General features: G+C 36.5%; 13 protein-coding genes. 8 read left to right on the top strand and 5 right to left on the bottom strand.

The window, feature by feature from the left end:
* The first annotated feature begins 47 nt into the window (after positions 1-47).
* Positions 48-1,214 (top strand): MalY/PatB family protein, encoded by a 1,167-nt coding sequence (locus tag PRVXH_RS13185; protein WP_353893218.1) that lies wholly within the window; start codon positions 48-50, stop codon positions 1,212-1,214.
* Positions 1,215-1,266: 52 nt separating this feature from the next.
* On the opposite strand, the gene PRVXH_RS13180 is transcribed toward PRVXH_RS13185, so the two are convergent.
* A complete protein-coding gene (locus PRVXH_RS13180) occupies positions 1,267-2,829 on the bottom strand; it encodes a Mur ligase family protein (RefSeq protein ID WP_353893217.1) in 1,563 nt (520 codons plus the stop codon).
* 107 nt (positions 2,830-2,936) lie between these two features.
* Here PRVXH_RS13180 and PRVXH_RS13175 point away from each other — a divergent pair, with 107 nt between their 5' ends.
* A complete protein-coding gene (locus tag PRVXH_RS13175) occupies positions 2,937-4,790 on the top strand; it encodes an N-6 DNA methylase (RefSeq protein WP_353893216.1) in 1,854 nt (617 codons plus the stop codon).
* A 51-nt stretch (positions 4,791-4,841) separates the two neighbouring features.
* Here PRVXH_RS13175 and phnE read toward each other — a convergent pair whose 3' ends face one another.
* The 3 genes from phnE to PRVXH_RS13160 are packed head-to-tail and all read right to left on the bottom strand — an operon-like array spanning position 4,842 to position 7,985.
* Positions 4,842-6,392 (bottom strand): phosphonate ABC transporter, permease protein PhnE, encoded by a 1,551-nt coding sequence (phnE, locus tag PRVXH_RS13170; protein ID WP_353893215.1) that lies wholly within the window; start codon positions 6,390-6,392, stop codon positions 4,842-4,844.
* The gene (gene phnC / locus PRVXH_RS13165; protein ID WP_353893214.1) at positions 6,376-7,107 is read right to left on the bottom strand and encodes a phosphonate ABC transporter ATP-binding protein; all 732 of its coding nucleotides are present in this window, start codon (positions 7,105-7,107) and stop codon (positions 6,376-6,378) included. The genes phnE and phnC overlap by 17 nt, the downstream gene beginning before the upstream one ends.
* A gap of 2 nt (positions 7,108-7,109) precedes the next feature.
* The gene (locus PRVXH_RS13160; RefSeq protein WP_353893213.1) at positions 7,110-7,985 is read right to left on the bottom strand and encodes a phosphate/phosphite/phosphonate ABC transporter substrate-binding protein; all 876 of its coding nucleotides are present in this window, start codon (positions 7,983-7,985) and stop codon (positions 7,110-7,112) included.
* A gap of 155 nt (positions 7,986-8,140) precedes the next feature.
* Here PRVXH_RS13160 and PRVXH_RS13155 point away from each other — a divergent pair, with 155 nt between their 5' ends.
* The 6 genes from PRVXH_RS13155 to PRVXH_RS13130 all read left to right on the top strand — a co-directional run bounded on the left by PRVXH_RS13155 (position 8,141) and on the right by PRVXH_RS13130 (position 18,236).
* A complete protein-coding gene (locus PRVXH_RS13155) occupies positions 8,141-9,370 on the top strand; it encodes a metallophosphoesterase (protein WP_353893212.1) in 1,230 nt (409 codons plus the stop codon).
* Positions 9,357-12,254: an AAA family ATPase gene (locus PRVXH_RS13150; protein WP_353893211.1), complete on the top strand. Its 2,898-nt coding sequence runs from the start codon at positions 9,357-9,359 to the stop codon at positions 12,252-12,254. The genes PRVXH_RS13155 and PRVXH_RS13150 overlap by 14 nt, the downstream gene beginning before the upstream one ends.
* Before the next feature lie 263 nt (positions 12,255-12,517).
* Positions 12,518-13,906, top strand: coding sequence for a glycine--tRNA ligase (locus tag PRVXH_RS13145; protein WP_353893210.1), 1,389 nt, complete (start codon positions 12,518-12,520; stop codon positions 13,904-13,906).
* A 56-nt stretch (positions 13,907-13,962) separates the two neighbouring features.
* Positions 13,963-15,117 (top strand): mechanosensitive ion channel family protein, encoded by a 1,155-nt coding sequence (locus tag PRVXH_RS13140; RefSeq protein WP_353893209.1) that lies wholly within the window; start codon positions 13,963-13,965, stop codon positions 15,115-15,117.
* On the top strand, positions 15,098-15,700 hold the full coding sequence (locus PRVXH_RS13135) for an HD domain-containing protein (protein ID WP_353893208.1): 603 nt from the start codon (positions 15,098-15,100) through the stop codon (positions 15,698-15,700). The genes PRVXH_RS13140 and PRVXH_RS13135 overlap by 20 nt, the downstream gene beginning before the upstream one ends.
* 58 nt (positions 15,701-15,758) lie before the next feature.
* Positions 15,759-18,236 (top strand): helicase C-terminal domain-containing protein, encoded by a 2,478-nt coding sequence (locus tag PRVXH_RS13130; protein ID WP_353893207.1) that lies wholly within the window; start codon positions 15,759-15,761, stop codon positions 18,234-18,236.
* Positions 18,237-18,271: 35 nt separating this feature from the next.
* On the opposite strand, the gene PRVXH_RS13125 is transcribed toward PRVXH_RS13130, so the two are convergent.
* Positions 18,272-20,740 carry a transglycosylase domain-containing protein gene (locus PRVXH_RS13125; RefSeq protein WP_353893206.1) on the bottom strand — a complete coding sequence of 823 codons (2,469 nt, stop codon included), beginning with the start codon at positions 20,738-20,740 and terminating at the stop codon, positions 18,272-18,274.
* Positions 20,741-20,790: the final 50 nt, after the last annotated feature.

Genomic DNA, 20,790 nt, shown 5'->3' with positions numbered 1-20,790 from the left:
GCACAAAAACGTGGGGGTTATTTTAGTTAAACTTGGGAGGGTTTAATATGATAAAGTTTGAAAAAAGTGTGGATAGGAGAGACACAGACTCCATGAAATATGATGGGGTGGAGGATTTATACAACGTAAAAGACGTCATTCCAATGTGGGTTGCTGACATGGATTTTGCTGCACCACAGGAGGTTATTTCTGCGCTAAAGCTTAAGGTGGAGCACGGAATTTTTGGGTATCCCGGCAACACTTTTAAATACTACGAGGCTGTAGTTAATTGGATGAAAAGAAGGCATAACTGGGAGATAAGCGAAGACTGGATATTCCCAGCCCCTGGCGTAGTACCAGCTATTACAGCTATTTTAGAAGAAATCACACAACCAAATGATAAAGTTATTATACAAAGTCCGGTATATCACCATTTTTATAACATGGTACATAAGGTAGGGTGCGAAGTGGTGGACAGCCCATTAGTAGAACGAAATGGTAAGTATGAAATGGACTTTGAAGGGTTGGAAAGATTAATTTGTAACAATGTCAAAGCTTTTGTGCTTTGCAGTCCACATAATCCGGTGGGGAGAGTGTGGAGCAAAAAGGAGCTTCAAAAGCTAGGGGAATTATGTTTAAAGCACAACGTAACAGTGATATCAGACGAAATTCACAATGATTTGGTTTTTAAACCAAACAAACACACGATTTTTACAGAAGTTGATCCGCAGTTTGTTGACAACACAATTATTTGCACTGCACCAAGCAAAACCTTCAACTTAGCAGGTCTTCAGACAGCTAATATTATAGTGCCAGGTGAGAATCTTCGAAAAATAGTGGGAGAAAAGTTTTCCAAGGTTTACAATTCATTTCCAAACACTATGGGCATAGAGGCCACTAAGGCTGTTTATAAATACGGTGATAGCTGGTTAGATGAATTATTAGATTATGTTGAAAGAAACATAGATTACCTCCAGGAGTACATTGAAGACAAGATGCCGCAAATAAAATTGATCAGGCCTCAGGGGACGTACCTAGTTTGGTTAGATATGAAAGAGGTAGATACAAAAGGGTTATCAGCTTTTGAGTTCACGTTGCAAAACGCCAAGGTGGTTGCAGAGCCTGGCGAGAAGTATGGTGGCCCAAGCTCATCTATAAGATTAAACTTAGCTTGCCATAAAAAGACGTTAGAAAAAGCCTTAAAGCAGCTGAGCTCAGCTTTACAATCTAAATAGTTATAACGCTAAAAGGGTCATCTCAATTTATTTGAGATGACCCTTTTTAGCGTTATAAACCAGCTACTCGTTCTCGTAAAATAGCTTCAATTTTTTGCTTTAGTTGATAAGTAGCGGTTCCTTCTTTAATTTTTTGGTTATAAATATATTCTAGCGCAATTTTCCCCCCAGGATCCATTCCTTGAGCTCCGGCCAAAAGAACCACATCATCCTGTTTGACTACACCTAGGGTATCAGTAACTGCATCTTTTAAGGAGTTGTAATAAGAAATTTTTATCGGGCTTTTTTTCATGACATCAGAAAATGCTCTAAGCTCTTCTGGCAAGACCTCATCCTTAGCGCCTACAAAATCCTTGCTTAAGCTAACCGTTAAATGATCTAAAGAAAGCTTTTCTGCCCATTTCAAAATGGACTGCGCGTTCTCTTTATTTACATCAACTCCTCTACTTCCTCTTACTGCATAAATGAGATGTAATTGGTTATATTTCATATAGTCTAAGGTTTTAAGTGTAACATCAATATTTGCAGCGTTGGCAAAATGATCGTCTAATATTTTAAACTCCTCATTATAGATTAGCTCAAACCTTCGCTCCACTCCTTTAAACTTTTGCAATGCTTTTTCTATTTCCATAGGAGATATTTCGTTAATCAAACCTATGATTATCGCTGTCAGGGAATTATAAACACTATGTAATCCTAAAACGTTAAGGCTTATATCAAAGGACGTAGGATTGACGTACTTTTCTGTTAAAGTAGGAAGAGGCTTATTTACATTAACTGTAAACCGTGCTTTACCTGTGGTTAAATCAAGATTATCAACTGTAACCATTGCATCTTTTGATTGTACCCCACTGGTAATTACTTTTGCCTTTGTTTGATAGATTTGTTTTTTGGTGTCCTCACAATCAACATTAAATATCGCAACTTTTGATGGGTCAAGCTCCCTTAAAACCGTAGTTTTAGAGTGGATATATTTTTCATAACTACCATGAAAGTCTATATGCTCGGGGGTCAGGTTATTTAAGGTGAAAATATCATAATCAACATACGCCACTCTATCAAGCTCCTGGGCTGCCGATGAAACTTCCATAGTTACATAATCAACGTTATTTTCTTTCATTTTTTTAAGATAAGTTTGAAGATCTAAAGATTCTGGGGTGGTTAAGCTTGAAGGAATAGTTTTATCTGCATATTTTACTGCAACTGTCCCTATCAATCCAGTGTTGAAATTAGAATGCGAAAGCACAGAATCAACCATAAAGCTAGTAGTTGTTTTCCCGTTGCTAGCCGTTATTCCCACCATGGTTAAATCTTTTGATGGAGAATGAGTTACATGATCGGAAAGTCTTGCTAAAGCTTTCCGAGAGTTGTCAACTAGAAACTGGGGTATATCATATTGGGGCTGCTCCCTCTCTGCTACAATACCAGCTGCACCATTTTCTAACGCCTCAGCGATATATTCATGCCCATCTAAGAGATATCCTTTAATACAAACAAAAAGGTCCCCCTGCTGCACTTTACTAGAGTGGTACTGTACAGAATTAAACTTAAACTCTTTATAATTAAATACATTTATTATATTTAATAGCGTTTTTAAAATACTAGAATCAAACATAGAAAAATGCCTCCCAAGTCTTTTAGTTACTATTATACCTAAAAAGCCAACTAAAATTAACAAAAAACAGAAAATAAAAAAAATAAAACTAATAAAGGTGAAAAAACATGAAGCAAAACATAAAATCAATAAATATTAATGATAGCACATTAAAAAATTGGCTTCGAGCGTGGAGCTTAGAAGAACCTGACGACTTAGATTTTAATAAGGTATTAAAAAACAAGCTTAAATCTAGGCGAAACAAGGTTTTAAAAACCAGCTATGAAATAAGTAGTAACTACTCACAATGCAAAAAAACTGTTGAGGCTGCCAACAAGCTGTTTGGAACTTTTCAAAGAAATAGGCTTAAAGTAATCCACATAGATAGAAAAATTTTGTTGATAACTTCCGCCATTCTTTTAAAAAAGAGAGGACTTATCCAGTGTATCAACAAAGCTATACACACTCCTGAAAAAATAGAGGATAAAAATATAGCCAAGCTTATGATAGGTTTTAATGTGTTTTTTAGTGCAGAGGATTCTAAAGTGTTAACGGAAGCTTTAAGCACGGATTTGCCATATACGAAGGGTGAAGATATCTTAGGAATGTTATACTCTTCCTTTAAAACAGAAGGGAAAAAAAGTGAACAAGGCTTTTATCTTACTCCTAAAAAAGTAAGAGAACTTGTTGTTAAAAGAACTTTTAGAAACCTTAGCAATCAAACAGTTTTAGATCCTTGTTGTGGGACGGGGGCTTTCTTATTGGAGGCTTATCAGTATAACCAATTTGAAAGTAGTGATATAGAAAAACTTGCGGGTATAGAGCTTGATAGCATTGCTGCCCTCCTCTGTAAAATAAACCTTCTGCTAATTCAGGGCAAAGGTTATAAAATGCCAAACATTATTCAGGCAGACTTTTTGGATACAAATCTTTCTAAAAGGTTTGGCGTGGTTATAGGCAACCCACCATGGGGAGGCAAAGTTAGCTCTCAGATAAAAGCAGATTCCTTTAAGCTATTTCTTGAAAAGGGAATTTCTTTGCTAAAGCCGGGTGGGACAATAGGTTTTTTATTGCCCTATTCGTATTTAATAGTTTCAAAGCATAAGGAAAGTAGAAAAAGGCTGATTAACTGCCATACTATCCAGTCAATTACACACTTTAAAAATGCATTTGAAAAAGTTATGAGCGAAGCAGTACTATTGATTATTTCTAAGAGATATCCACAATATTTCCACAGAGTTAGCATATATCAAGAAAATAATAAAGAAACTTATTTACAAAACAGGTTTATGGACAACGACAGTGCTGTGAACATATTAACTACGCCACCTAACCACAACATAAGGCATAAGCTTAAACAAAACTGCATTTACTTAAAAGAAAATGTGGATTATGGTATGGGAATAGTTACAGGTGATAACCAAAGATTTTTATCTAAGGACAAACTAGAAGGTGAACCCATAATTACGGGAAAGGAAGTTTTTAAATACCAATTAAAAGACCCATCTTTTTTTATAAACTTTTCCTTAAAAAATTGCTTTCAGCAGGTGGCCCCAGAGCAGCTTTACAGACAGGCAAAACTTGTTTACAGATTCATAAACAAAAACCTAGTCTTTGCTTTAGACAGACATGGAGTGCTAACTTTAAATAGTGTCAACTTTCTAATACCTGATATTAAAGGTTACGATATAAGATTTATACTTGCTGTGCTGAACTCAAAAGCAGCACAAATGTACTTTCAGCAATCGTACTGCAGCATAAAAGTGTTAAAATCCCAAATACAGTCAATACCAATACCTAGATGCAATTTAAGTGAACAAAAACCCATCATCGAAATGGTGGATTCCATAAACTACAAAGGGGATAAAACCAATAGCTTGTACTTTGAAGTGGAAAAATTAATTCATAATCTCTATGGGTTGAACAAATGGGAGAAAGAGATTATTGATAAACAAATAGACGTAAAATACTTAAGCAGCTAATAAATAAGTTATGGGCCCTATCATTACAAAATAGGGCCCATAACTTATTTATTAGCTAATTTTTTTTCTTAGAATATAGCTTAACTTTTCAACAGATAGAACAAGTATAAGTACCCCGAAAAGTAAAATACCTACACGCTCCCAATTTCTGTTGCTGATATTCATAATGAGAGGAGCTCCGATACCCCCAGCCCCAACAATACCAAGTAAAGTTGACGAACGCATATTAGACTCCAATCGATATAGCACAATACTGATATACTCAGAAATTGATTGTATTAACAGACCATGCCTAAAAATCTGTATAGGATTAGCACCAACTGCCACTAAACTGAGGAAAAGTTTTTGACAGTCTCTTTCTAAGATTTCTCCATAAAGTTTGGCTAATACGCCTGTACTATAAACAGATAAAGCTAAAGCTCCAGCTAAGGGGCCTGAACCCACTCCCCTAAAAAAGATAATAGCTGTTACTATAACTGGAAAAGTTCTAATCAAGTTAATTATAAACTTAGTTGCAAAATAAACTGGCTTAGGGACAAGATAGTAGCATGTCATAGCTCCCAAAAAGAGAGCAAAAAAAGCTCCTGAAATGGTAGCAAAAACTGCTATTGCAAAGGTCTCCCCCACTGCTCTAACAGTTTGACTAGCATATGACAGGTCGAAATCGAGCATTCGTAAAACAATAGATTGTGCTTGATTTAAGCCAAAATACATTCGCTCGTTGTCAACCTCGATACTATTAGCTGTTAGAAAAAGCGCCGCGATAAAGACAAGTGTTGTTAAAATAGGTTTAACGAAATTTACCACTCTTTGTTGTTTCCAGCTTTTAAGAGGAATCCATAATCTGTGTAAAGTACTTCTAAGACCTAAAGATAAAGAATCTATAACTGCAATCGAAACAATAAGCACCAAGATTATGGTGGCAAGGTTTCCATAGTTCATAAAGTTTAAATCCATCTCTAGAAGTTGACCGATACCTCCAGCGCCTACAAAACCAAGCACGGTGGCACTTCTAATGTTTATTTCTAAAATAAAGAAAAAAACTGAAACAAAATTGTGGGAAATTACTGGGAAGATACCGTAATAAAACGTTTGAGCAGCGCTAGCACCTAAGGCAGTAAAAGAAGCAATCTTATTTTGCGGGATAGCTTCTATCTGTTCTCTCAATAATTTCGTTCCAATGCATAGAGCTGTAATTGATAAGGCTATAATGCCAGGAGTTTTACCGATGCTAAAAATAGTTACCAAAAGAGCTGCCCACACAACACTGGGAATAGTCCTAAATATCGCCAATATCGGGTTAAGAACTAGGGAAAGCAAACGGCTAGGAGCAGTGTTTCGCGCTACTAGTACTGATATCATTACGGAAAAAAAAGACCCGATTACAGTGCCTATTATAGCCATTTCAAAGGTTTCTATAAGGCGTGGCAGAATAGTTTCTAGGTGATCAATGTTAGGACGTGACATCCTAATAAGAAGATCGGCCATATCAGGCAAGCCGGCCACTATTCTAAAAATATTAAAGTTTATCAAAAAACCGCTATAGATGAAAAGCGCCAAAATTATGAGGGTCAAACCGACAGGTTTAATAGTATATTTCATGTAACATCTCATTTGTCAGCTGAGTAGGAGAGTTGTCAAAAACTACTTTCCCATCCCTCAGTCCTACAACTCGACTAGCATATTTCTTTGCAAGATTGATATCATGCAAGTTAACTATCACAGTTATTTGGCGCTTTTTGTTGAACTTAACTAGATAATCCATAACAGACTCCGCGGTGGCAATATCCAAGCTAGATACAGGCTCATCTGCTAAAATTATATTAGGGTTTTGGGTTAGCGCTCTAGCAATGCTAACCCTTTGTTTTTGTCCACCACTTAACCTGTCCACCCTCTGAAACATCTTATCTTTTAATCCTACTTTTAATATATTTTCCTCAGTTAGTTTATGATCTGAAGCAGAGTATAAACCTAAAATCGAGGATAATGTATGAGTATAAGCTAGCCTTCCAAGAAGCACATTGTTAAAGACCGAGTACTTATCCACTAAATTATAATCTTGAAAAATTAACCCTATTTTTGCCCGAACTTTTTTTAACTTCTTTTTAGATAAAGAAGAGATTTTCGCGCCGTCAACATATACGTCGCCTTTTGAAGGTGGTGTCAAAAAGTTTATTGTTCTAAGTAGCGTAGATTTTCCACTACCGCTAAGCCCTACTATTGCGACAAACTCACCTTTTTCAATGGACAGTGACACATCTTTTAATGCTTCAAGATCTTTTTGGTAGGAGACAGATACGCTTTCTAGCCTGACCATCTTTACTGAGCCTCAAGATCTATATCCATTAGCTTTGCTGTTGTTCTAATAACATCATAATCTTTATCATCAGCTTCTACATAACCATGTTGATTAAATAGGTCAATAAGAAGCTTTTTGCCTTCTGGATCTTCGGAAATGTTTAATAGAGCTTGTTGAATTTTCTCCTGCATTTCACTATCTAGGTGACTACCCACAGTCACACTAATATTAGGGATATCCTGGGTATAGCCGAGTACTCGAGTCTCATCTAAAGCAGTGGGAAAATCCTCTGCATACCTTTCTCTAGCATCGACAAAAGTTGTAGCAACATCTACATCGCCGTTTAGCAAAAGCTGTAAGGCGCTGTCGTGACCACCTGCAAAATGGTAACTAAAATCTTGATCACCTTCTAGTCCGAAATCCTTTAAGTGAGCATGGGGAAAGATATGGCCGGATGTGGAAGAAGGGTCTACAAACGCCACAGTTTTTTCCTTAATATCTTCGAAATCTTGTATATCGCTATCCTCTCTTACTATAAATTGGGAGCGATAAAAGGCCTCGCCGTGTTGATTTAATGCCGTTAAGATAACTTCAGCATCACTTTGTTGATTGGCTAAAATATAAGCCATGGGTGGAATAAACCCAAAATCCACCTGTTGAGAACCTAAAGCTTCCACCACCCCAACATACCTAGTAGCAGTAAAAGCCCTAACTTCCATACCTAATTCATCTGACAACATTTCCGCCAAAGGTTCTACATTTTCGACTAAGGCATCAGCATCCATCATAGGGACAAACCCCATATTTAAATAGTCTCGATTCGAGCCGTCTGAGCAGCCAGCGGCAAATATAGATAAAGCCAAAACCAATATAAGTAAAACAGATAATTTTTTCATTCACAAAACCTCCCTATAATAATTCGTCAACTCAAGTTTAGCAATGGATAAATGTAGTATCAATACAATTGCTAACAAATAGATGGCGTATCGATACACTTCTTGCAGGAAAACATAAGTTCGATGTCGAAGTGCTAAATACAGGAGGGTTGGAAATGATTAAATTTATCCATTGCGCTGACATTCATATAAATAGGCCTTTTTTGCGCTTGAAAGCAAATGAAAGTCTGCGGCAAAAGCTTATAGAAAGCTCATATAGTATTTTAGACAACATCATACTGTTAGCTATTTCAAAAAAAGTAAACCTTGTTATAATAGCCGGTGATTTGCTAGATACCCTTGAGCACACAGTTAAAGCAGAGCTAAGGTGTAGAAAAGCTTTTGAAAAGCTAAATGAACACGATATACCTGTTTATATAATTGGGGGGAATCACGACCCTATTAAAGAAGAAAAGGTTTATCCCTACCCTGAAAATGTTCATGTTTTTTCAAAAAATGTCGAATCAATTCCTATAACTGGCTTTAAAGATGCTTATATACATGGCATAAGTTACCCCACAGAAAGTGTACCTAAAAACTTAGTAAAAGAGTTTCCTATGGCAAAAGGAGATATAGATATAGGAGTTTTACACTGTGAGGTGGGAAGAAAATTGTCAGGGGATTATAGTCCATGCACAAAGGATGACCTGTTGTCAAAAAACTACCAGTACTGGGCGCTAGGTCATATACATAAGCCGACAGAACTATCAGACTTTCCTGCTATAGTCTATAGCGGCAGTCCCATGGGGAAAACGCCCAATGAAACGGGAAAAAGGGGATGCTACTATGTAGAAGTCACCTCATCGAGGGTGAAAAAAGAGTTCATTCCTTTAGCAGATGTTATTTGGTTACAACAAAAAATAGACATACAGGGTCTAGACTATAGAGGTCTAATGCTTAGCGTAAAAGAAACACTGGAAAACTTAAAAAGAGAGTATAATGAAAAGGGTGTAATTGTCCGAGTTATATTAACCGGCAGAGGTTACTTACACAATATAGATAAAGATGATCTTAAAGGGATTACAGAAGAGTTGAGGTCAAAAGTAGATTGTTCGCATGATTTTGTTTGGCTAGAAAGCATTCAGAAAGAAACTCTACATGATGTTAATTTACAATCCCTAAAACAACAACAGAGTTTTTTGGGGGACTTTTTAAATTATTGCTCTGAGGTTGAAAAAGACTCTAAGCTTCAACGAGAAATTCTAGATGAGTTAAGTAGAGGTAACGCCAAACTTGTAAACTTTTTAGATAAGCAGCAAATAGATATGGATGTGGTTTTTAAGCAAGGATTACAAAAGGCAGTAGATTTAGTTGTTGAAAAGGTGGATTACTATGAAGATAACTAAGATAAACATTAGTGGGTTTGGGATACATAAAGATTTTAAGTTAGATGAATTAAGCCCACATTTCACTGTTTTTTATGGGCAAAACGAAAAAGGCAAAACCACTTTGAAAAAATTCATATCTTCGATATTGTTCGGGTTTGAAAGCAGAAGAAGGGTTGATAGGTACCCGCCTATAAATGGAGGAAGTTATGGTGGATATCTAGACCTTCAAACAAATAAACAAGTTGTTAGAGTTAAAAGGATAGAGGGTTCAAAGGCAAAAAGCAATATCAAAGCAAAACTTAGTACTTTACATGGTCAAGAAGTTAAGGACTTAGCAGAACTTTTTCCTCCGGGATTTAACAAAAAGATATTTGAGAATGTATTTTGCTTTGATATCAATCAGCTTCAAAACTTCAAAAGTTTACACCAAGAAGAACTAACAGGCTACCTACAGGGTGCCGGCTTTGGGGTGGACGTTAATTCTGTGGTGCAAAACTTAACCAAAGAGACAGAGCAGCTATACTCTCCCCAAAGCACTAAGAAGAAAGTAAATAGCTTATTTATACAACTAGATGAAATTAGTAAAAAAGAAGATAAAGCTAGGTTAGAAGCTGATAAGATTCCTATGTTAGAACAAAAGATTAAAGAGGTTAATAGCCAGTTAGTTAATCAAAAGAAGCTAAGGGAAGGGTTAGAAAACGAAATTAACAAACTAGAAAAATTAAATAAGATAAGACCTGCTTATTTTTCGTTGTTAGAGATTGAGGCTTTGTTACAAAGCCTACCTTCTAAAGTCGTCGATTCTAACCACGTATCTAGCGCATTAGAGATAGAAAAAGAAATAGAATATCTAAAAAATGAGTTAGATCAAATCAGGATAGAAGAAGAGCGTATTCAAATAGAGCAAAGTCAAAAAAAACCAGAAAAACTGCTTCTCACAATGGAAGATCAAATTAACAAGGCAGCGATGGAAGCAAATATAGCAAGAGAAAAACCTCCACTTTTTAAGCTAAAGGAAGAGCTGGAAAGTAAAAAAGAACAAGTAGAAAAACTACTTGAAAGTGCTTACTTTTACGGAGACAATCAGGAATTATTAAGTGTGAATACTAGCTCATGCTCCACCATACTAGATAACATAAACGATGAATACAGTAAACTTAGCAGTGAAAGTGAGTACCTTGAAAAAGAGCAGCAGAAAGTGGAGAAAAGGCTGGAGGAAATATCGCTAAAAGTTAATGAACGAGATTTTAAGGAGCAAAAAAAGTTGTTCAATAGATTACAGTATCTTAAAGGCCAGCTTTCAGGGCAAACGGCAAAAAAGGGTTATACTTTTTCTTTTCTTTCTTTAGGTCTTGTAGCATTGACAGTTTTTGCAGGTTTTTTTGGCATAATAACAACAGGGGCATCAACTTTAATTGCTTTTGTGGGAAGCTGTGTCTTTTTTATATCCTTATCTTATGAGTTTAATAGCTACTTAAAAAGAAAAAGGCAAGAAAATATGGTAAACAAAGAAATAATAAAAATTTGCGCAAAGTTAGGCACATCATCAGATGAAAGCAGTATGCTTAGGCAAAATGAGCGGCTAAATAATCTTGCCTATCTTTTAGAGGAAAGAGAAAAACTTCTATCAATTCAAAAAAAGTTAAAGCATCAAAAACAAAGTACAGATAAGAAACTAGAAGATTTACAAAAAAGAAAGTCTGAGCTTTTAATAAATATTAATATAAACCAGGGTCAGTCAATAAAAGAAGCTAAAATTGCAATTGAAAAAATAGGTAGATGCCAACAAATTCTTTACGATATAAAGAGGAAAGAGTCACAGTTAAGGGAAGCAGAAGGGAAAGTAAACAAATTTGTAAAAAGTGTTTCAGACTTAGTAAACAGAATTTATAAAGGAGATACAGTAGAAACACTGGAAGATAGCTTAGTTAACTTAAATAAGCTAGAAAACCAGCTAAATCTACATAAAAAATACAAAACTGAACAAGAAAAGATTGAAAAAGAGTTGGCTATGCTAGGGCAAAGAAAACAAATTTTGTCACAACAATTAGAGGATAAAAACAACAAACTAAGCAAACTTTACAGTGATACTGAGACTAAGAGTTTAGAGCAGCTTAAAGAGAGGTATAAAAAAAGCAAGCACAAAGATGAGCTGTTAAGTAAGATGCATAAATTAAAAATGGAAATATCATTATCTCCATGGGAGAGAAAAGAAATCGGTAAAGAGTTAGAAAAGATAAAAGGTACTGACATTGACGAGAAAATTGGAAAATATAAAATCCAAAAGAAAGATGCTGATAATAAAATAGACAATCTTCTAAATGAATATGGAAAGCTTGAAAATCAACTGGATACATTAAAAAACAGTCAGGTACTAGAAAATTTACAGTATGAAAAAGAAACACTTAATAGTGAACTTACTGAAGCGTTATCTCATTATTATAGCTTGTCTATTGGTAAAAAAATTTTAGAAAATGCCATGGAAGCTCATAAAAATAAAAGACAGCCTGGCGTATTAGATAGGGCATCACGCTATTTTAAGCAAATTACTTCTAATGAATATTTAAAGGTAGTTTCTGATGAAGAAAAAAATACTTTTAAGGCAATAACAAAAGAAGGAGAAAAATTACTACCTACCCAGCTAAGCAGAGGCACACAGGAACAGCTTTTCTTAAGTATTAGACTTGCTTTAGCTGTGGAGTTTGCTCAGGCAAACAAACCACTACCTTTAGTTGTCGACGACATTATGGTAAACTTTGATAAAGAAAGGCGAAAGCAAGTTTTAAAAGTAATTAAGGATGTTAGCAAAAAAATACAAATATTGTTTTTCACATGTCATGATTATATGGTAGATGAAATATCTTACGAATTTGGGGATAATAGTAGTATAGTTAATCTATAACACCTTGACATTTAACCTTTTTTTGTATAAATTAAAAAATAAAGCAGGTAACACTTTGATGGGGAATAGTAGCTTGAAGAAAAATTCTCAGCGAATCGGGGATGGTGTAAGCCCGAAAATTTTTAACAAGTGAAGGCACTCCTAGTGGGTTCTTAAAGTGGACAGCACTTTGCTGTCAATAAGGGTGGAACCGCGGAAAGCAAGCTTTCCGTCCCTTGGGGGATGGAAAGCTTTTATATTGCAAAAATATAGGAGGTAAATACATGAGTAAAAAAATGGATATGGATACTTTAGTTGGACTTTGTAAAAGTAGGGGGTTTATTTTCCCGGGGTCAGACATATATGGAGGTCTTGCAAATACGTGGGACTATGGACCATTAGGAATCGAGCTTTTAAATAACATAAAATCAGCTTGGTGGAAAAAGTTCGTGCGACAAAATCTAAATGTAGTAGGTTTAGATTCAGCCTTACTTATGAACCCAAAAGTTTGGGAGGCTTCTGGACATATAGGAGGGTTTAATGATCCTTTAATTGACTGTAAAGATTGCAAGTCTCGATACAGAGCTGATAAGTTAGTGGAAGAGTATCATCAAGATAAAGAAGAAGAAGTTACCGGCATAGACGGTTGGTCAGAAAAGCAGCTAAAAGATTTTATCGAAAACAACGAAATTAAGTGTCCGCAATGTGGAGAGATAAACTACACTGACATAAGAGAATTTAACCTTATGTTTAAAACCTTCCAAGGTGTAACTGAGGATTCGCAATCAGAAGTTTATCTACGTCCGGAGACAGCACAAGGGATTTTTATAAACTTTAAAAATGTTGCCAGAAGCTGTCGCAAGCAAGTGCCTTTTGGAATTGCTCAGATAGGCAAAAGCTTTAGAAATGAGATTACACCTGGAAACTTTATCTTCCGTACTAGAGAGTTTGAGCAGATGGAAATGGAGTTTTTCTGCCATCCTGGTGAAGGTGGCAAGTGGTATGACTATTGGAAAGAATTCTGTCACAAGTGGCTTTTAGACCTAGGTGTCAGCCCTGATAGCATAAGAATGCGTGATCATGATGAAAACGAACTTTCTCACTACAGTGATGCCACCACTGATATCGAGTTTAAGTTTCCATTTGGATGGGGCGAGTTGTGGGGCGTAGCTAATAGAACAGACTTTGACTTAAAAAGGCATATGGAGCACTCTAAAAAAGATCTTTCCTATCAAGATCCAATTACCCAAGAGAAGTTTGTTCCATACGTTATAGAGCCTTCTGTAGGACTAAATAGACTAGCATTAGCATTTTTAGCTGATTGCTATCAAGAGGAAGAATTAGAAAAGAACAGTCGTACTGTGCTTAAAATTCATCCTGTTTTAGCCCCATTTAAAGCAGCGGTGTTGCCTCTTTCTAAAAAACTTAGTGATGAAGCTATGGAGGTTTTTGATAAGCTTAATGATAAGTTTATGCTAGACTTTGATGAAAAAGGTAGCATAGGAAAAAGATATAGACGTCAAGACGAGATCGGAACACCTTTTTGCATCACATTTGACTTTGATTCTTTAGAGGACAAGTGTGTAACAATACGCGATAGAGACAGTATGGAACAATCGAGGATTTCAATTAATGAGGCAGAAAAGTTTTTAGAGGAAAAATTAAAGTATTAAAACACAAAAGACTAGGATAAATCCTAGTCTTTTGTTAAAAAGGGTAGGTGAAAAAGTTGTTAGAACTTATATCCCTTGATAGTGTTAGGGAAAGCATGCCATCTTGGGCAATTTTAATATGGGGTGTGGTTAAATATCCCGTAATAGCAATGGCATATTATTTTTTGTTTTACTTTATAGCTAAAATCTTTGAAGCTTATATATTTCCCTATATAGTAAACATAACGGAGAAAACAAATACTTCAGCGGACACTAAAATTATAACCGCGTTTAAAAATCCTGTTAAAAGAATAATACTAACCTTGGGAATTTATATGGCAATAACCTCTATACCTTTTATCGGCGAGAATTATCAAGAATTACTGTTAAGGCTGTATCGATCGTTAGTAATAGCTTTTATCGCCTCTGGATTTTATAACCTTGCTGACACATCCTCTTCATTTTTTGAAAAAATAAAGACTAAATTTAAAATTGAACTAGACCAGATATTGATACCTTTTCTTTCAAAAGCTTTGCGAGTTGTAATAATTGCTATAAGTATCAGCATCATTGCACAGGAGTGGGGCTATGACGTAAATGGATTTGTAGCAGGCCTAGGTATAGGTGGACTAGCTTTTGCTTTAGCTGCTCAAGACTCCCTAGCAAATATATTTGGTGGTGTAGTCATTATTATGGATAAACCCTTTTCAATTGATGACTGGATTAAAACTCCTAGCGTCGAAGGAGTGGTGGAGGACATAACTTTCCGTAGCACTAAAGTAAGAACCTTTGCACAAGCTCTGGTAACTGTTCCTAACTCTGTTTTGGCTAATGAAGCAGTCACTAATTGGACTAAAATGGGCAGAAGACAAATTACCTTTAAACTTGGTGTTACCTACACCACCCCGAAAGAAAAACTTAATAAGTGTGTAGTGCTAATCCGGCAAATGCTAAAAAGTCATCCTGAAGTTCATCCGGAAACTATATTTGTAAATTTTGATGGTTTTAATAATAGTAGTTTAGACATATTTCTTTACTTTTTTACTAATACAACTGACTGGGGAGAGTTTTTGGCGGTTAAAGAAGATGTAAACTTCAAGGTAATGGAAATACTAGAAAAAGAAAATGTCTCGGTGGCATTTCCGTCTAGGAGCGTATATTTTGAAAATAAGTTAAATTATCAAAACCCAAAAGGTAGTGAAGGAAAAGTAGATGAAAATAAAGAGGAGTAAAGCTATAGCATATAACTATTTAAAGGATATAAAGTACAAAGAGCGAGAAACAGGGTATCTTTATTATCATGGATTGAGAGTAGCGAATTTATCGCTTAATTTAGCAAATATGCTTGGTGATTTATCAAATAATACAAAAGAAAGAATGTATATAGCGGCGATTTTTCATGATGTGGCTAAGGGAAGGGAACCTCACAACTTAACTGGCGCTATAAAAACTAAGAATCTACTAAAACAAGTTTTAAGTCAGCAAGAAATTAATGAAATAGCTAGGCTTATCTACTATCACAATAGGCGAGGAAACGATAACCTACATTTAGAAACTAAGATTTTGCAAGACGCGGATATTATCGACCACACAGGAACTTTAGATGTTTGGCTTGGCATGCACTATGTTGTAGATGAAGACTTAAGTCCAAAGCAAGCTTTAAAGTTTTTTTTAGGTGGGAGCTGGCACCAAATGGTGGTGCAGCAACGGGCAAAATTAAATTTTCCTCTTTCAAAAAGAGTGTATGATAAAAGGGTTTATTATGCAGAAAAATTTTTCAAAAAAATGGCTTGGGAAATGAAGGGGAAGTTATAGAGAAGAATGCCTTGTTGATTTATAATGTAGGTATATAATAATATTGGAGTGGAGAAAAATGGAAGGAATAACCTTCGGGGAAAGCAGCAGAAAAATGATAGAAGCAGCTATACTTACCGCTAAAGGAAACGAGGTTTTCTTTAGGGGGTTTTTAAGTGATGATAAGGTTATCGATGTAGAGGTTTTAGCAAGGGGGAATGAGTTTAGTGTTCCTGCCATTTTAAATGACTTAGAACCAGGAGATGTAGTTATTCATAACCATCCCAGCGGAAGATTGACTCCATCGACTGCTGATATTAACGTAGCGTCTCGCTTAGGAGCAGATGGTATCGGCTTTGTCATAGTAGATAATAGTTGTCGCGATAGCTATACAGTTGTGGAGCCTAAAAGGGCAGAAGTTTTACAGAGCATACCTCTAGAGGAAGTTAGAAATGTTTTAGATGACGGCGGAGTTATATCAAAGTTTTTGCCTCAGTATGAGAAAAGAGACGAACAGCTTATAATGGCTGAGAAAGTGGCGCAAGGTTTTAATAGTGGCAAAAACGTGATAGTAGAAGCAGGAACTGGGACAGGGAAAAGCTTAGCTTATCTAATTCCCAGCATACTTTGGGCTGTAAAGAACAAAAAAAGGGTAGTTGTTTCTACTAATACTATAAATTTGCAGGAGCAAATAATATTAAAGGATATCCCTTTTTTAAAAAGGACTTTAGATGTCAATTTTAAGGGAGTACTAGTCAAGGGTAGAAGTAATTATCTTTGCAAAACAAAGCTCGATAAGCTTCAAGGAGACTTGTTTGAGGAGACTGATGATGACCTAACAGAGATTAAAAAAATCAGGGAATGGGCTTTTGCTACCACTGATGGTAGCAAATCAGATTTAGGTTTTAAACCTAAAGGGAAGAACTGGGAGCAAATTTGCTCAGAGGCGGACCTGTGTACCAAAGCTCAATGCTCCCATTTTAGGGACTGTTTCTTTTTTGCGGCGCGAAGAGAAAGCGCTACTGCTGATATATTGGTTGTTAACCATCACCTGCTTTTTGCAGATCTAGCCTTAAAAAGTAAGGGCATGGAAGGCGGTGTTCTTCCTGGCTACCATGGCATCGTACTAGATGAGGGGCATAACGTAGAGGATGTTGCCACTACCTACTTTGGAGCTTCGATAAATCGGTTTTTATTGCTCAAGCAGCTGCGCAGAATATATCAAACAAAGAAGAAGGGTAAGCAAGTGGGAACCTTAAAAGAGGTTTTAAATAAAACCCAAACTCATAAAATGATCCCTATTACTGTTAAAAAAAGCTTAGAAGAGCGGATCAACGCTCTAATACCCCAGCTAGCTCAACTAGTTGACGCTACAAACGAGTTCTTTACCTTTATAGAAAACTGGATTATAGAGGGAGAAAAAAAGAATAAATTAAGAATAACTAAGGAAGTTTCACAAAGTGTAGACTATATGCCTATAAGAAAGATAACAAAAGGGTATATAAAGAAGGCTAGTGAGTTTACTAAAGGTCTAAATGATCTGTTAGATGAAGTTGAAAACCTACCAGCTACAGTATTTTCTCATCTACTTACAAGTGCTGTGGAGTTAAATGCTATGAATAGACGGGTTGAAGGGATTATATCAACCTTAGAAAGCATTTTACTTTCTCAATCTGATGGAGAGGTTAGATGGATTGAGCTAAATAGTAGCAGCAGAGGCAAAAACGTCTCGCTGTGTCTGGCGCCCTTAGATGTTTCTGCAGAGCTTAACGAAAATGTATTTCAAAAGTATGAAACTGTGGTCTTAACATCTGCGACCATAGCTACCAACCAAAACTTTTCTTATATTAAAAAAAGGCTAGGCTTAAGCCGGCAATCTGAAAAGCTAGAGGAGTGCATCCTTCCCTCGCCTTTTGATTATAAAAGGCAGGTAATGCTTTGTGTGCCTATGGATATACCGCTTCCTAATTCTAACGAATTTTTAGCTGAAAATACGGAACTAATTTTAAAAGCAATATTGCAGACCGATGGAAGTGCTTTTGTCTTATTCACTTCCTTTAAAATGTTAAACGATGTATTTTATAAACTCAAAGATCAGTTAGAAAGCAAAGGAATTACTGCCTTAAAACAGGGGCAAAGGCAGAGACATCAACTTCTTGAAACCTTTAAAAACGATGTCAATTCGGTTCTATTTGCCACGGCTAGTTTCTGGGAAGGCGTAGATGTACAAGGAAAATCTTTAAGTAATGTTATATTAGTAAAGCTGCCCTTTAGCGTTCCAGATGAGCCCATAGTGCAGTCAAGGCAGGAGCTTATCGAAAAAGAAGGTGGCAACCCCTTTATGGAATACACTGTACCTCAAGCTATCTTAAGGTTTAAACAGGGGTTTGGAAGGCTTATAAGAAGTAGAGAAGATAAGGGTATTGTTGTTTGCACTGATAAAAGAATTTTGACAAAACACTATGGAAATATGTTTATCCGGTCGTTGCCAAAATGCACCACAGTAAGTGGTAGTAGCGAAGAAGTTATGAGCAAAATAAATAAGTTTATGAACTAAAAATAACCCCCGTCTAAGTTGCGGGGGTTATTTTTCTAATCTTCTTCATTGTTATTTTCTTCTGTATCATCATCAACTGCTTCTTCAGGATCGTCAATATCAGGCTCATCCTCTTCATCCTGTTCACCATCTTCGTCCTCGTCCTCTTCTTCCTGTTCATCATCGTCTATAAACTCATCTTCAATCATGCCATTTTCTTCATCCTCATCCTCCAAAGGAGGAGCATGCACAGAGCAACGCTCTGTTGGTGGTGGCTCAAAAAATCTATACTGTCTTTCCCAAACTCGATTTTCAGGACAATAATCAGTGGCCAACTGCCAAGAGTCAATACAGATTTTATAGGTGTCATCGCCATGTATATCACAGCTTTTTTGAGGCTCTGTACCGGTTATAAAAAACTCTGTAAAAGGGTCAGGGCAGTTGTCAGTAGCTAATAATAAACTGTCTGAGCATAAGATGACTTCAGTAACACCTTGTGGTGGCTGCAGTACAGGAACTCCTTCAGGATGCAAGATGGGTAGAGCTCTATTCATATAATTGGCCCAAAACCTAGCTGCAGTACCGCTAGGAAGTCTTATGATCTCTTGCTTAAACGCATCGGTATATCTACTTTCCTGTACCGACACCAAAGTAGTTAATCCACCGCTAGACCCAGCGATTGAATAGGTGTTTCTAGCTGACCCCACATCAGTTCCAGTTTTTAAAGACACATCAACATTTGGTACTGTACCCCTTATATAACTAGCAGTTCCGTCGGGCGAGTCGATAACGCTACGCATCAAGCTAGCTGTTAAAAAAGCCACTTCAGGACTAATAACCTGTGGCCCTGGCTGGGGATTAGCAGCATAGATAGTATTTCCATCAATATCCCGTATCTCCTGTACCATGTAAGGTTCTACCAAATAACCACCATTGTTAAAGGTTGCATATGCAGCAACCATGTTTAGCAAGCTTTGGGAGTCAGAGCCTAAGATGCTAGCAGGATAGTTAGGATTAATTCCATGGATATTATAGTTATTTAGGAAAGATTGAAAATCAGCGATTCTATTTTGTGAGACTATTTCCGCTGCAGTTGTAACTGCATACATATTACAAGACTCTGCCATTGCTTGCCTTAGGTTCAGTTCTGATTCGTGGTAGTCACCAGTGAAATCGGTAATTTCTGCCCCAAAATCTTCTTCGAACTGCTCAGCCACCTCACTACTACATGGGCGTAAGGTTAGCGGAGTGTAATCCCCATTTTCCAAAAAGTAGGCATAGTAAATAGGTTTCATTGCCGAACCGGGGCGTGCGTTTCCAGAGAAGAGATAGCTCCACCCAGTGTTACGCCAATTGCCTCTAGCTGCTAAAATTTCGCCTGTTGCTGAATCTATAGTTATAGCGCCTAAATGAAACTCTTCAGGCCGAGGATTATCTCCCACTATATTCTCATACTTGCCAATTGCGACGTTATCCATTTGCTTTTGTAAACTTAAATCCAGCGTTGTTATTATTTGAAAACCTGATCGCTCATAATAAGGGTTGTCATAACCCATATTAGATAAAATCATATTAGCTTCTTTTGCCGCCCTGTTAATGTTTATTGTCTGGATATCACCGGCAGTGTTGATTAGGTCTAAATCGATAAGAGTGTTGTTAGCTTCTTGAAACTGTTGGTCGGAGATAAACTCTTGATTTAACATCCTATTTAACACAAGTGTCCGCCTTCTATAAGTTCGAGACTGACTTAAAACTTCTATATCTTGCTCTTCTCTAGGGTTAAACTCCTCGGAAGCTTCTGGTGGAGTAATATTTCTATCTAAATCTGGAGTAAAAAGGTAGGGGCCGTTAATTATACCTGCTAAAAGGGTGGCTTCATCTAAAGTGAGTTCATCTGGTGTTTTGTTAAAAAAGTAGCGGGAAGCAGCTCCCACCCCATAATTGCCATGCCCAAAGTATATAGTGTTAAGGTATTGCTCTAAGATTTCATTTTTGGAATAAAGCTGTTCGATTCTTATAGCGTATACTAGCTCCTTGACCTTTCTATTCATGGCTCTTTCTCCAGTTAGGAAAACATTTTTAGCAAGTTGCTGGGTTATCGTGCTCCCACCTTGCGCATAACGCCTTTGCGTTAGGTTGACTAAAGAGGCCCTTGCAATGGCAATAGGATCAAAGCCTATATGGTCATAAAAGCTATTATCTTCTACAGCAATAATGGCGTTGATTAAGTAAGGGCTGATATTTTCGATAGGAGTATAGATCTGTCTATAGTTTGTAAGACCCATTTCCTCATAGTCTCTGGAAAAGACCATGCTCGGAGCGCTAAGCTCCTCTAAATCAGGTTGAGGTATCGTATATGCTAAATAAACTAAATACCCTGACACTGATACTGCAAGTAAAAGTAGGAGGATAACAAAAGAAAGAGTTATTTGTTTGAAAGTAAATCTTTTGGCTTGTGTTTTTTCTTTTCTTTTTTTCATATACCTGTCTTTTCTGCTTTTGAATTTACCGTTTTCATCGGTCATATAACATTCCCCCAAAGGACAATAATATATGCTATTATTCCTTAATCTTA

This window comes from Proteinivorax hydrogeniformans (assembly GCF_040515995.1).
GTDB classification, from domain to species: domain Bacteria; phylum Bacillota; class Proteinivoracia; order Proteinivoracales; family Proteinivoracaceae; genus Proteinivorax; species Proteinivorax hydrogeniformans.
The sequence above is the reverse complement of the archived record's forward strand: the minus strand, read 5'-3'. Positions and strand labels throughout refer to the sequence as shown.

Excerpts from the sequence above, each read along its gene's own strand:
- PRVXH_RS13185 (WP_353893218.1), top strand. The coding sequence starts at position 48 with ATGATAAAGTTTGAAAAAAGTGTGGATAGGAGAGACACAGACTCCATG.
- PRVXH_RS13180 (WP_353893217.1), bottom strand. The coding sequence starts at position 2,829 with ATGTTTGATTCTAGTATTTTAAAAACGCTATTAAATATAATAAATGTA.
- PRVXH_RS13175 (WP_353893216.1), top strand. The coding sequence starts at position 2,937 with ATGAAGCAAAACATAAAATCAATAAATATTAATGATAGCACATTAAAA.
- phnE (WP_353893215.1), bottom strand. The coding sequence starts at position 6,392 with ATGAAATATACTATTAAACCTGTCGGTTTGACCCTCATAATTTTGGCG.
- phnC (WP_353893214.1), bottom strand. The coding sequence starts at position 7,107 with ATGGTCAGGCTAGAAAGCGTATCTGTCTCCTACCAAAAAGATCTTGAA.
- PRVXH_RS13160 (WP_353893213.1), bottom strand. The coding sequence starts at position 7,985 with ATGAAAAAATTATCTGTTTTACTTATATTGGTTTTGGCTTTATCTATA.
- PRVXH_RS13155 (WP_353893212.1), top strand. The coding sequence starts at position 8,141 with ATGATTAAATTTATCCATTGCGCTGACATTCATATAAATAGGCCTTTT.
- PRVXH_RS13150 (WP_353893211.1), top strand. The coding sequence starts at position 9,357 with ATGAAGATAACTAAGATAAACATTAGTGGGTTTGGGATACATAAAGAT.
- PRVXH_RS13145 (WP_353893210.1), top strand. The coding sequence starts at position 12,518 with ATGAGTAAAAAAATGGATATGGATACTTTAGTTGGACTTTGTAAAAGT.
- PRVXH_RS13135 (WP_353893208.1), top strand. The coding sequence starts at position 15,098 with ATGAAAATAAAGAGGAGTAAAGCTATAGCATATAACTATTTAAAGGAT.
- PRVXH_RS13130 (WP_353893207.1), top strand. The coding sequence starts at position 15,759 with ATGGAAGGAATAACCTTCGGGGAAAGCAGCAGAAAAATGATAGAAGCA.
- PRVXH_RS13125 (WP_353893206.1), bottom strand. The coding sequence starts at position 20,740 with ATGACCGATGAAAACGGTAAATTCAAAAGCAGAAAAGACAGGTATATG.